Annotated in this window: 13 protein-coding genes; 6 read left to right on the top strand and 7 right to left on the bottom strand. The window is 69.6% G+C overall.

Annotated features, from left to right (window positions below):
• Positions 1 to 20: 20 nt before the first annotated feature.
• Positions 21 to 569, top strand: a complete 549-nt coding sequence (locus H5407_RS12095) for an NUDIX hydrolase (protein WP_183104708.1) — start codon at positions 21 to 23, stop codon at positions 567 to 569.
• A 30-nt stretch (positions 570 to 599) separates the two neighbouring features.
• On the opposite strand, the gene H5407_RS12090 is transcribed toward H5407_RS12095, so the two are convergent.
• Positions 600 to 2,522, bottom strand: coding sequence for a LapD/MoxY N-terminal periplasmic domain-containing protein (locus H5407_RS12090; protein ID WP_183104707.1), 1,923 nt, complete (start codon positions 2,520 to 2,522; stop codon positions 600 to 602).
• A 28-nt stretch (positions 2,523 to 2,550) separates the two neighbouring features.
• Complete coding sequence (locus H5407_RS12085; RefSeq protein WP_255501212.1) at positions 2,551 to 3,219, bottom strand: transglutaminase-like cysteine peptidase; 669 nt, start codon at positions 3,217 to 3,219, stop codon at positions 2,551 to 2,553.
• Between the two features lie 281 nt (positions 3,220 to 3,500).
• On the opposite strand from H5407_RS12085, the gene H5407_RS12080 reads away from it, so the two are divergent.
• The gene (locus H5407_RS12080) at positions 3,501 to 4,364 is read left to right on the top strand and encodes an HDOD domain-containing protein (protein WP_183104706.1); all 864 of its coding nucleotides are present in this window, start codon (positions 3,501 to 3,503) and stop codon (positions 4,362 to 4,364) included.
• A 188-nt stretch (positions 4,365 to 4,552) separates the two neighbouring features.
• On the opposite strand, the gene H5407_RS12075 is transcribed toward H5407_RS12080, so the two are convergent.
• Both H5407_RS12075 and H5407_RS12070 read right to left on the bottom strand, forming a co-directional pair.
• Complete coding sequence (locus tag H5407_RS12075; RefSeq protein WP_183104705.1) at positions 4,553 to 5,599, bottom strand: M35 family metallo-endopeptidase; 1,047 nt, start codon at positions 5,597 to 5,599, stop codon at positions 4,553 to 4,555.
• Positions 5,600 to 5,799: 200 nt separating this feature from the next.
• Positions 5,800 to 6,972, bottom strand: coding sequence for a rhodanese-like domain-containing protein (locus H5407_RS12070; RefSeq protein ID WP_255501211.1), 1,173 nt, complete (start codon positions 6,970 to 6,972; stop codon positions 5,800 to 5,802).
• A gap of 189 nt (positions 6,973 to 7,161) precedes the next feature.
• On the opposite strand from H5407_RS12070, the gene H5407_RS12065 reads away from it, so the two are divergent.
• The 4 genes from H5407_RS12065 to H5407_RS12050 all read left to right on the top strand — a co-directional run bounded on the left by H5407_RS12065 (position 7,162) and on the right by H5407_RS12050 (position 10,248).
• A complete protein-coding gene (locus H5407_RS12065; protein ID WP_183104703.1) occupies positions 7,162 to 8,376 on the top strand; it encodes a sulfite oxidase in 1,215 nt (404 codons plus the stop codon).
• On the top strand, positions 8,376 to 8,735 hold the full coding sequence (locus H5407_RS12060) for a cytochrome c (RefSeq protein WP_183104702.1): 360 nt from the start codon (positions 8,376 to 8,378) through the stop codon (positions 8,733 to 8,735). Before H5407_RS12065 ends, H5407_RS12060 begins: the two co-directional genes overlap by 1 nt.
• A 123-nt stretch (positions 8,736 to 8,858) precedes the next feature.
• Entirely contained in the window at positions 8,859 to 9,611 is a 753-nt protein-coding gene (locus tag H5407_RS12055) for a hypothetical protein (protein WP_183104701.1), read from the top strand.
• 52 nt (positions 9,612 to 9,663) lie between these two features.
• The gene (locus H5407_RS12050) at positions 9,664 to 10,248 is read left to right on the top strand and encodes a hypothetical protein (RefSeq protein ID WP_183104700.1); all 585 of its coding nucleotides are present in this window, start codon (positions 9,664 to 9,666) and stop codon (positions 10,246 to 10,248) included.
• 60 nt (positions 10,249 to 10,308) lie between these two features.
• On the opposite strand, the gene H5407_RS12045 is transcribed toward H5407_RS12050, so the two are convergent.
• The 3 genes from H5407_RS12045 to H5407_RS12035 all read right to left on the bottom strand — a co-directional run.
• Positions 10,309 to 11,013 (bottom strand): LiaI-LiaF-like domain-containing protein, encoded by a 705-nt coding sequence (locus H5407_RS12045; RefSeq protein ID WP_183104699.1) that lies wholly within the window; start codon positions 11,011 to 11,013, stop codon positions 10,309 to 10,311.
• Complete coding sequence (locus H5407_RS12040) at positions 11,010 to 11,399, bottom strand: LiaF transmembrane domain-containing protein (protein ID WP_183104698.1); 390 nt, start codon at positions 11,397 to 11,399, stop codon at positions 11,010 to 11,012. The genes H5407_RS12045 and H5407_RS12040 overlap by 4 nt, the downstream gene beginning before the upstream one ends.
• A gap of 166 nt (positions 11,400 to 11,565) precedes the next feature.
• Positions 11,566 to 12,229: hypothetical protein (locus H5407_RS12035; protein WP_183104697.1), on the bottom strand; the 664-nt coding region annotated here is incomplete at its 5' end.

Raw genomic sequence — 12,229 nt, 5'->3', positions numbered from 1 at the left:
GGGCCCGCTACACTGGATCGATGTTCCTCACCCGACGCTTCAAGCATTGCCCCAGCTGCGGCAGCCAGGTCGCCTACCAGGTGCCGGCCGATGACAACCGCGAGCGGGCCACCTGCACCGTCTGCAGCGCCATCCACTACGAGAACCCGCTCAATGTGGTGGGCACCCTGCCGGTGTGGGAAGACCAGATCCTGCTGTGCAGGCGAGCCATCGAGCCTCGCTACGGCAAGTGGACCCTGCCGGCCGGCTTCATGGAACTGGGCGAGACCACCGCCGAGGGCGCGCTGCGCGAGACCGACGAGGAAGCCGGCGCCCGCATCGAGCTGCAGGGGCTTTACTGCGTGCACAACGTGGTGCAGGCAGGCCAGGTCCACCTCTTCTATCGGGCGCGGCTGCTGTCGCCCGAGTTCAATCCAGGCCCCGAGACGCTGGAGGCCCGGCTCTTTCGCGAGGACGAGATCCCCTGGGACGAGCTGGCCTTCCGCACCGTGCGCGAGACCCTCGTCTGCTTCTTCGAAGACCGCCGCCGCGGCCTGGGCTACGGCCTGCACAGCGCCGACATCCGCTGAGGCCGTGCCGCAGCGGCCCGGACCCGGCGCTCAGGGCTTGATCATCTGCCCCGTCGCCCAGGGACCGGTGATGCCGTCGATCTCGATGTCCCACAGGGCCTGGGCGTCCAGGCCGTCGTTGACACCCTCGGCATAGACCTTCAGCGCCAGGCTGCGCAGCATGATGACCAGGCCCCTCACGAAGGCAGCCCGCGAGGCGTCCCCGGCGATGCCACTGACCACCGCCGCATCCAGCTTCACATAGTCCAGGCCGGCCTGATAGAGGCGATCGACCTGGGCCAGACCCGCGCCCGCATGCTCCAGCCCCAGGGCCACGCCCAGCGGGCGGATCTGGCGACCCAGCTCGTGCAGCAGCTCAAAATGCAGCTGCGCAGCCGACTCGCCCAGCTCCAGCCCCAGGCGGCGCGCGGACTGCGGCGACTGGAAGACCAGCTCGCGCAGCCGTGCGACAAAGCCCCCCTCCTGCAGCGAGGCAGGCGCCACGTTGACGCAGCGGGGCTGGCCGTCTTCCGAGATCGCCGCCAGCGCCAGTTGCACGGCGCGAAGGTCGGTCTCGGCGCTGAGCTTGCTGCGCAGGGCCAGGGGCAGCCAGCGCGCGGCCTGGAGGAAGTCGCCCTGCGGCAGCAGCTGCAGCTGCAGAGGGCACTCCCAATGCAGCAGCAGGCCCTGGCGGTCCATCACGGGGAAAGGCTGCAGGCGCGCGCGGCCGGCGTCCAGGCAGTCGCTGATCTGCTGGCGCCAGACACGCTCGCCCTGTGCCGGCTGGTCCTCGTCCGCCACGCGCTGGAAGGCCAGGCAGACACCCGTGCCCTGCTCGGCGCGGGCCAGCACGGCATCGGCCTCGGCAAACCATTGAGACATCGGCCGGCTGCGCCCCATATCGACGGCCGCCACGGCCAGGTGCACGCCGCCTTCGCCGCCATGCAGGCCCGAGCGCAGGGCTTCGGCCAGGGCATGGGCCGTGTCCTCGGCCACGTCCGGGGCGGGCAGCCACAGGGCGAGGTCGGCCCCGTTGAGGCGTCCGGCCAGGCAGCCGCGCACCCGATCGGGGTAGGCCTTCACCGCCCGGGCGATGGTCTGGATCAGCTGATCGACCTGCTGATGGCCCAGGCGCTGGTTGAGTTCAGCCAGCGCGCACAGTCGCATCAGGATGAAGCCGCCGCGCACCGGGCCGTCATCGCGGTTGAGTGCGGACTCGAACTCGGCCAGGAACTGCTTGCGCACCGTCAGCCCGGTCAGCCCGTCGCAATAGGCCTGGCGCTGCAGCACCTGCAGCTGTTCGGCCTGCGCCTCGAACAGGGAGCGGACCTTGGCCACCATGGCGTTGAGCGCACCGGTCAGGCGGGCGAGCTCGGGCACGCGGGCTTCCTCGATGGTCAAGAACTGGCCCTGGACCAGGGCATTGGCCTGCTGCACCGCGGCATCCAGCGGTTCGCGGATGCGGCGCAGGCCCAGCGCTGCCAGGCCCACCGCCACGGCGCCCACGCCGGCCAGCCAGGCGGCGATGCGCAGGAAGCTCTGCCACAACGTCTCGTGGGCGAAGGCGCTCTGGCTGCGCACCTCCACGCTGCCCATCGACTTCCATCCGTCCGAGACCTGGGCCACGCCGGGCCGCACGTCCAGCGGGAGCCAGGCGATGAACCAGGCGGGCGCACTGCCCTTGGTGCCGGCAGCCGTCTTCTCGAAAGCGACCGTGCCATCGGCCCGCTTCCAGCGCAGGGACTGGTAGGCGCCGGTGTCGAACTGCGCCGAGACCAGCAGGCTCATCAGGCTCTCGTCGCCCTGCTGCTGGGACAGGGCCAGGGCCAGGGCGCCGGCGTTGTCCTCGTTCTTCAGCTGCAGCTGGGTCTGCAGCACCTCGCGCACCGAGCTGGCCGATACGGCCACGCTGGCCAACAGGGCCAGCAGCAGCACGGCGAGCAGCAGAGCCGCGACTTGACGCATCAAAGACATGGTGAGTGATTCCCCTCGGCACTGTTCATTAGAAGCCCTCCGCCCTGGCCTTGCCCAGCGCGTCGCGCCATTGCGACAGGCGGGTTGTCGGGTTGCCAGCCGACGCACCCGCCACGCCGCTCCACAGCCCCTCGCTGTTGAAGCTGAAGACCGGCGACAGGTCGGTGCGGGACGACGCCGGACGCACCTGGGCCTGCAGGTTGTCCAGGATCAGGGGCTCGGACTGCGGCTGCGCATAGTAGGCCAGCACCATATGGGCCTGCGGACGGCCGTCGAGCAGGGCCCGCACGTAGACCAGGCGCAGCTGGGTCGGCTCCAGGCCCAGCGCCAGCAGGCTGAAGTACTTGGCGATGGCGTAGTCCTCGCAATCCCCCCGGCCCTTCTCCAGGGTCTCCAGCGGGCTGGCCCAGTAGTCCACCACGCCCCAGACGTCCTGGTCATCACGGAACTGGATGCGGCGGTTGTAGAAGTCGTTGACCGCGGCGAGGCGGCCCTCCTCGTCCAGCCCCTGGGCCTTCTCGAGCATCTGCGTGAGGGCTCGTGCGCCAGCCAGGGCCTTGGCCGAGCGGCCGGCGGCAATCTCCAGCAGGCGGTTGCTGTCCAGGGCCTGGCTCCCCAGCCACAGGCCGGCCAGCAGCGCCAGCAGCAGGAGCTGCCGCCCACGCCGCAACGCGGGCCAGGGCAGAGTCTGCCGCAAGCCTGCGGCAGGGCACCTCGCAGGGGCATGGAGAGCAGTCAACGACAGCAAGGGATGCCTGGTGGAGTTCTCTGAAACTGGAGGGAAACCGGTGGATGGGGCGGGGCCAGTATCGCTTGCCCGTCCCTCCCCCCGGCGGCGAAATGCGGGGCAGCGCCGGACGCGGGCGCAGCAAAGCTCGCAGAGCGGGCAATTTCCACAGTTTGCGTCCGGCCCGGGCCTGACGCCCCCCCGATAATCGGGCGCATCGCCGCCACCTCTTTGACGGCTCCACACCCCCCATGAAGTCGCAAGCCATTCGCCAGGAACTGGACCAGGCCCGCGCCACCGGTCCCCTGCGCCAGATCGTCATCCCCCCCTGCCCCGAGATGCTGCAGCGCCTGCAGTTGGCCATGCAGGGCCCTGAGCCGGACCTCACTGAGGTGGCCCGCATCGCGGCCAGCGACGTGGCCATGTCCGCCATCCTGCTGCGTATCGCCAACAGTCCGCTGCACCTCGCCGACGGCATGCCCTGCAGCTCTGTGGGCCAGGCCATGACGCGCCTGGGCCTGGACGAGACCGCGGCCATTCTGACCGGGTTCGCGCTGCGCAATGCCATCCCAGTCAACAGCCCGCACCTGACACGTTTTTGGCAGCGTGCGGCCAAGCGCGCCCATGCCATGCGCTACATCGCCCGCCAGCTGCCGGGCCTTTCGCCGGACCTGGCCCATACCTACGGCCTGTTCTGCCATGTGGGCATCCCGGTCCTGCTTCAGAGCGTACGTGGCTATGGCGCGACGATGGTGGAGGCTGGCGCGCGCATCGACCGCCCCTACATCGCCACCGAGAATGCTAACCACAAGACCGACCACGCCGTGGTCGGTGCCCTGCTGGCCCGCGCCTGGAACCTGGCGCCGTCGCTGATGGCGGCTATCCGCCTGCACCATGACTTAGTGTCACTGGGCAATGCCGACATCGAGCCCGAGGTTCACACCCTTGTTGCCGCTGGCCTGATCGCCGAGCACCTGATGCGTCGCCACGAGGGTTTGCCCCAGGATGCCGACTGGGCCAGCCACCACCGCCGCGCCATGGACTGGCTGCAGATCGACGACGAAGAGCTCGAGAACTGGAACGAGGCCGTGCAGGACCTGCTGGCCGAGGAATAGCGCGCCGCCGCACAAAGCCAAAGGCAGGCCCGCAAGCCTGCCTTTTTCATTTGGCCCTGCCTGACCCCGCGCGCGCAGCGCCACGAAACCAGCGGGCCTGCGCCGGGCCGCCCCGAGCCGTCCCCCCCGGGGGACCGCCCAGCTTCGCCCGCGTTCAGCGGGGCGAAACTGGGCGAGGGGTCAACAGCTCACGGCAGACTTGGCGTGTTCTCGGCGAAGTACTCGTGACTGTCCGCGTTGTCCAGCGCCTTGGTCGGGTTGGACAGCGCCAGCGACTTGGCCGCGCTCTGGCCATAGGCCCAGTCATCGGTGCCCGCGACCACCGTGAAGTGGGTCATCTCATGCACCAGGGTGCCGCCCTTGGAGTCCGTGCCCGTCATCGGTGCTGACCAGAAGGCGCCGCACACATAGATCTTGTAGGGCTGGTTGGGGTAGACGTAGGCATAGGTGCCCGAGTCCTTGCAGCTGCAATCCAGGGTCAGGGCCTTGGTCTTGAATGCGTCCAGCGTCTTGGAAAAGTGCGCCTTGGCCGTGCTCCAACCCGTGGTGCTGAAGGCACCGAACCAGGTCTTGTAGCGCGTGGTCGCCGAGGGCGTGGCGCTCAGGTAGGTATAGGCGGACTGCGAGTAGTTGCTTGCGGCGGTGACGGCGCTGGCCAGCGTGCTCTTCTGCGTGGACGTGCAGTTGCCCGTGTAGGAAATGGAGGCCGCCAGTGAAGGCGCCAGCGTGGCCTGCGCCTCGGGCTGCTGGGTGCGGCCCTCCAGCCACAGGTAGACCGGAGCGCTGCCGGCATCCGGTGCCAGCAGGGCCGTCTGACCCGACTGCTGCTTGGCCAGGCCCACGTACTCGATGGCATAGCGGCCGTTCTGGCTCAGGTCATAGCCGCCGGTCAGTTCCACCTGGAAGCTCATGGACGTGCCGGGAGCCAGGCGCACGACTTCGTGCCCAGATGCGGCGGTGCGCTTCACCAGACGGCCGGTATAGGCCACGGGTTCGCCGTCGCGTGTGATGCGGAACAGCGCGGACTCATGCACCTCGCCCGGCAGTTGAGCCTTGGGCAGGAACAAGGGCATGCGCGAGGTGTTGGTGAGCGTCAAGGTGACGTGCACATCCACGTCGCCCTTTAGCACCGGGCTGGCCACTTCCAGACGGACAGACAGACCTGCGGCCTGGGCCGAGACCGCTGCGGTGGCAGCGCCGGCCAGGATTGCCCACTTGACCATGGTTGGGTTCATCGGTGACTCCATCGAGTTTGAGGGGCGCCTGCACACCACCCCCGTGGTGGTGCTCAGGCTGCCGGCGACTCTATGGAGGCGCCTACGGGGCGCCAACTGTCAGGGCCTACAGTCAATGCTGCAGGGGACAGGCATGAAGGGAAAACGATGAGGCGGGCATTGGGCTTTCATGACATCTTCGCCCGCCCGGCCTCGAGGGCTCAGCTGCCCGCAGCCTCCACCGGCAGGCCCTCGGCCTCCCACTCGGGCAGGCCGCCGCGCAGCCAGTACACCGTCTTGAAGCCCTTGGCCTGCGCCATCTTGGCGGCCTTGTAGGACTTCCAGCACTCGGCGCCATTGCAGGCAAAGATCACCGCCTGCGAGGGCTTGATCTTGTCCGTCCTTTCCAGGGCGCTGAAGTCGTCGAGGGAGGCATTGAAGGCCACGTCCTTGAGGCTCTTTTCCACATAGGGCAGCCACAAGGCACCGCGGATGTGGCGGGCCTGGTACTCCTTCTCGATGCGGGTGTCCACCAGCACGGCGCCCTTGGCCTGCAGCTGCTGGGCCTCGCGGGCGCTCACGCGCGTGACGCCGGGCAATTGGATGGGCGTGAAGTGGCCGAGGTCGGCCACGCGCTTGTACTCCTGCATCTCGGGCTTGAAGCGCGCCTGGCTCAGGCCCGTGCCGGCAGGCACGGCGGCGAACCACTGGGCAAGGCGGGACCGGGCCTCGGCCGGCATGTCCTTCTTCACGACCACACTGAAACCGCCGGGCACGGGCTCGGAGCTGGCCAGCACCTTGGCCGCCTGGCCGTACTGGCCCTGCCATTCCTTCCATTCGCTCTGGCGCACCACCGTCGCGTCCGCACTGCCCACCAGCAGGGCAGCCAGGCCGGCCTGTGGATAGCGTTCATGCGCCACGCGCAGGTCCTGCATGGACAGACCACCCTGGGTCAGCAGGCCGCGCGCCATGTAGGTATAGATGGAATCCTGCTGGGGCAGGTACAGGCGCTTGCCGCGCAGGGCACCGAGGTCCGCCAGCTCGGCGCGGGCCACCAGCACGAAGGGCTCGGAGCTCTGGGTCGCACCCAGCAGCTCATAGCCGCGGCTCAGCGCGGAGGCCGCGATCTGGGCCGGGCCGATGAAGAGTTCATAGCCGCCGCTGCGCGTGGCTCGCATCATGTCGGTGAGGTCCTCGCTGGTCCCCAGGCTGACGGGCTGCCCCAGCACTTTGCCCAACCCAGCCTCGACGCCCTGCTGGGAGACGGTCAGCCCCGCCTTGCGCTGCGTGGGTTCCACCACCACCATGGCATTGACCGCCGCCTGCGCCAGCCCTGCCAGCTGCAGGCCCATCGCCAGTGCTCCCAAGGCACGCATGACATTTTTCTTGCTCATGAACATCCCCAACTGTTTTGATAGGCGCTCAGCGTAGTGGGACATCCGCACACACACTGTCGAATGACGGTGAGTTTTGTTTCAGATCGTCACAGCTACGTCCTCTGGAACGGGGGCGCGCGCAATACGCCAACCCCCACAATGCGCGCTGCGCCCTCCGGGCCGAGACCATGACGATAAGGAGCCAAGATGAGCCATGACGATCTGATTGCCCGCCGCCGTGTGCTGGGGGGCGCTGCCACCGCGCTGGGCGCCCTGGGCCTCAGCAGTTGGGCCCAGGCCCAGGGGGCGTCCCCTGCGACTCTGCCGCCGACCAAACCCCTGCCCGCCTACGCCGCCTGGAAGAACCCAGCCGCGCTGGTGGTCCACAGCGGCACCACCATCGAGACCCGCCGCAGTGCCTTCGGCAGCAGCGTCGTCACGCCCGCCCAGCAGCTCTACATCCGCAACAACCTGCCCGCGCCGGACGCCAGCATTCTGGACAAGCGCGACGAATGGACCCTGGAGGTCAGCGGCGTGAAGCAGCCGCGCAGCCTCAGCCTGGCCGAGCTCAAGACCCTGGGCCTGGAGACCGTCGCCACCGTGCTGCAGTGCTCGGGCAACGGCCGCGGCTTCTTCCCCAGCAAGCCCAGCGGCACACCCTGGACCGTGGGCGCCGCGGGCTGCGTGCTGTGGAGCGGCGTGCCGGTGCGCCATGTCGTCGCCGCGCTGGGCGGCCTGGCCGAAGGCGCCGTGTTCCTGACCGGCACCGGTGGCGAGAAGCTGCCCGAGGGCGTTGACCCGCTGAGCGTGGTCGTCGAGCGTTCGGTGCCCATCAAGGCCCTGGAGGACTGCCTGCTGGCCTGGGAGATGAACGGCGAGCCCCTGTCCCTGGCCCATGGCGGCCCCCTGCGCCTGATCGTGCCGGGCTACCAGGGCGTCAACAACATCAAGTACATCAAGCGCCTGTCCTTCGGCGCCAGCGAGTCCAAGGCCAAGATCATGGCCCACGGCTACCGCATGACCCCGCCGGGCGCCCTGAGCAGCCCGGACCAAGACTCGGTCTGGGAGATGAACGTCAAGTCCTGGATCAACGGCCCGACGGCCGACGCCGGCCCCGTCAAGGCAGGCCGGGTGCAGATCCATGGCGTGGCCTTCGGCGGCACCAAGGCCATCGAGCGGGTGGAGGTGAGCGTGGACGGCGGCGACAGCTGGCACACGGCACGTCTGGTCGGCCCAGACCTCGGCCGCTTCGCCTGGCGCCAGTTCGCGCTCTCCGTGCAGTTGCCCGCGGGCACCTACCAGCTCGCCAGCCGCGCCGTTGATGCCGCGGGCAATGTGCAGCCGGCTGACCGTGTCGAGAATGCCCATGGCTACAACAACAACAGCTGGCGCGACCACGCCGTCAAGCTGGTGGTGGCCTGATGACAAGACCTGACCCCAGCTTGCGTCAGACCCTGGCGGGGCTGCTGCTGCCCCTGCTGGCCGCGGGCTTCTGCCCCGCGGCCCAGGCGGCCGAGGACACACAAACGCAGCGCGGACGCGAGCTGTTCACGGCCAAGGCCGCTCCGCCCTGCGCGACCTGCCACACGCTGGCCGCCGCGGGCAGCAGCGGCGAGATCGGCCCGGTGCTGGACGAGCTCAAGCCAGACGCCGCCCGCGTGCGACGGGTGCTGCAAAGCGGGCTGGGCGTCATGCCCAGCTATGCCGGCAAGCTGGACGCCGCCGACATCGAGGCCCTGGCCCAGTTCGTCTCGCGCTCGGCAGGCGCCGTCAAACCCTGACCCCGGGGCCGGGCACCGTGCCGCACGACCGTTCGTGCAGTAGTGCACGGCGCTGCGGTCAAACCCTCAGCGAGCGGCCGGCTCCGACTCCCTAGGATGCGCGCAATCAGGGAGAACAATGTCATGTCACGTCGCTGGCGCCTGGGGCTGGTCCTGGCCCTGCTGGCTGGATTGGCCGGTTTGAGCTGCCATCAGTACCTGCAGCTCCAGGCGGCATTGCCGCCGACGCTGCAGGCCGACGCTCGCCTGGCCGAGTACCAGGCCGTGAGACGGCTGGCCGGCGAGCTGGCCCGCCCCCTGCGCCAGCCCGGCGTCCAGAATGACGACGTGCTGGCCTTCCGCGCCCGCCAGGAGACCCTGGCCGTGCTGCGCTCCTATGCGCTCAACACGCCCTTCCGCTCGGAGCTGCTGCTGGTGGCCGACACCCCCGCCTGGACCGAGGCCTGGCAGGGTGGACCGCAGGCACGCCGGGTCCATGACGGGCTCTCGGGTCCGGCCACCTGGATTCTTCCGGTCAACAACGGCCAGCGCTGGTCCCTGCAGGTCCGGCGCCTGGAAGACGCCGCCCCGACGCCGGACACCCTGGCCCTGAACCGCCACCTGCTGGGCCTGGTCGCCAGCAGTGCCGCGCTGGCCCTGGTCCTCGGTATCAGCTGGGGATGGCGGCTGGGCCGGGCACGGCGTGAGCGGCTGCCCTCGGCAGCGCAGCCGGTCTGGGACCAGATGCGCACCGACCTGGGCGCGTTGGACGAGGCGGTGAGCGACCACATGCGCCTGCGCGGCGAGCTGGCCCGCCAGAGCGAGGAGCTGGCCGCCGTCACCGAAGCCGTGCGACTGCGCCGCGAACAGCGTCGCCGCGAAGGGCAGCCGGCCTGAAGCGGCCAGCCGCGAAGCCAAGGTAGCCCGCCACTGGATCGACAATGGCGCCATGCCCGCCAGCCTCCACTTCCTCTCGCACCGCGAGCGCCAGCACCGCATCGCCGCCCTGATCATTGCCCTGCTCTTCGCCCCCCTGGGCTGGAAGCTCTTCGGCCCGCGGGGCGAGTGGGTCACCATCCAGTCCTTGCACTGGCAGCGTGACATCGAGGTCGAACGCCTGGTCCAGGTCAACGATTCCAGTTGGTGTGACGAGATGCCCGCCGGCGTGCAGGAAGTCCAGCGCAAGCTGATGGAGGACCCCAGCGGCCAGCGGCACGAACCCAGCCCGCATTGCCGGTACACCGGCCTGCAATGGCGCCCGCTGCGCACCGTGCGCACGGAGGGCGGCCATGAGCAGCCGCCGCAGTGGGGCTCGCCGGTGCTGGCGGAGCTGCGGCCGAACCAGGCCGGCGCTGAGCGCATCGGCCGGTACAAGGGCGTCTACGAGGTACTCATGGTGGATGCCAAGGAGCGCGACTGGACCTGCCGACTGAGCCTGCAGCAATGGCAGGCGCTGAAGCCTGGGCAGCAGTTCCGGCTCTTCGTGGATCGCTTCGGCGTGGCCAACTGCAGCACGGTGCCGGGCGCGCGCTAAGCACCCGCTTGAACACCCGCTTGAGCCTTCCCTTGAGCGCCCCGCCGGGCGCGCCCTCGCTCAGTGCCGAACGGTGATCCCGCCCAGGACCAGAGAACCCCGCAGCTCCAGCTCACGGCTGGCGCCAGGCAGTGGCTGGGTCTTGTCCTCGACCTGGCCCAGCACCGAGGAGGCCGTGACCCGCAGCCGGCAGTCCGGCGGCAGGCGCAGCTCCAGGCCGGCCATCACCACCGAGACCTCCAGCACCGCTCGCTCGAATCCCGCCTGGCTGAGGTCCAGCTCGACGCCTGCCAGCACGGCCTGCACCTGGCCGCCGACGAAGTCAGGGGTCTGCACCCGGAACTGCTGGCCGCTCAGCACGGCCTTGACGTCCAGCTGGCGATCGTGGACGTCCCGGTTCACCTGGCCGAAAGGTCCGCCCCGGCTCGGCTGCCGCGTCATCACCAGAATGCCCAGGCCGATCAGCACCAGGGGCCAGAAGTCGCGCCACTCCATGTGCAACCAGCCCAGGCGGCGCAGCAGCATCAGGCTGCCCAAGCCCAGCAGCAGGCCACCCACGATCTGTTCACCCTTGTCGCCCGGCGCGGCCGTCAGCAGGCGCGCGGCGCCCAGGGCCACCAGCAGCACCGGCCAGAAGGGCAGGATGCGGCGCAGCTCCAGGAAGTGGAGGTTGTCCAGCAGGAAGACCCCGCCTGCCAGGACCAAGGCCAGGCCCAGCCACAGCTGGTGGCGCGCGGCGCGTGTCGGTGTGTTGCCTGTGCTCATGCCTCGCCCTCCCCTCGATCCAGCAGGAAGTGAAGAATCTTGGCCACACCCAGCGCGATCAGCAGCCAGGGCCAGGACTGCTGGAAGCTGAAGCCCTGCCAGCCCGTCTCGCAGGCGTAGAACCAGGCGGCCACGGCGCCCAGGAACAAGGCCCGGCTCAGGCCGCGCGCCGTGCGCGCCAGCAGCAGGCTCAGGCCGGCCAGCGCAGCGATCACCACGGACCAGGGCGCCTCGAACTGGAACCAGCTGGGCCAACCATTGCGCTGCACCAGCAGCACCAGGCCGACGAGGATCAGGAAGAGCCCGAAACCACCACACCCGTCCCCGCGGTGCCGCCTGCGCTCGCAGCGGCGTCGTGCCCGCCAACTCTGCTGTTCGATCTCCATGGGTCCTCCAAGCGTTGCCGGGCATCCCTTGCCCTGTACAAGCCCGGACCATAGCCCCAGGCCTCGCGGCTGTCGCCGGAAATGTCGTGAATCGGCTGCACCGGGGGACGAAACGCAGGGGCGGACGACGAACGGCTGGCCGGCCCGAGCCCGCCGCAGACCCGTCTCAGCCCGACCCCAGACTGTAGGCCTTGAAGCTGTAGCGCCCCGGCAGCTGCACCGCCACCACGCCATAGCGCCCGGGGGACTCGAACCAGGTGGAGGGGTAGGTCTCCTGGGGCTGCGTGCCCAGGGCGGTCGTCAAGGTGTCCTGGATCAGGGTCTGCAGGTTCTGCTCCGCATCCGGCCCCAGGAGCCGCTCGGGCTTCGCAGCATTGAGCGCCCGGTTGACCTCCCTGACCAAGGTCTCCCGGTTCTTCAGGATGTAGCTGCGCAGGGCCGGGCCGTCAAAGCTGCCCAGCACGAGCTGCACGCGGGGGATGGTCATGGTGCCGGTACCCAGGTAGACCTCCATGGGCTGGTCCAGCAGGTCCAGGCTGCGCGCCTCACGGTCGCGGGCAGCGTCCTGGGCCTCGCGCTCGCGAAGGGCCGGCGAGCGTTGCAGCAGGGCCTCCTTGCGGCGCAGCAAGGCCTGGAGCTCCTCTTCCGTGTGGCCGGGCGCAGAGAAACTCTGCCGCAGACCGGCCCAGTCGTCTTCCTTTGCTGCGCGCTGGGGCCAGAGCCAGGCCGCGAGAACGCCGCCAATCGCCAGCACCAGCAGGGCCAGCACCCAGCGCCCGCCGGCACCCGCACCCGCAGCAGGCCTTGCGGCGCCGCGCGGCGCGGCAAGG

Origin of the sequence: Mitsuaria sp. WAJ17 (assembly GCF_014174515.1) — a bacterium.
In the GTDB taxonomy this organism is placed as follows: domain Bacteria; phylum Pseudomonadota; class Gammaproteobacteria; order Burkholderiales; family Burkholderiaceae_C; genus Roseateles_B.
Note: the sequence above shows the minus strand (reverse complement) of the source record. Positions and strands in the feature narration are given on the sequence as shown.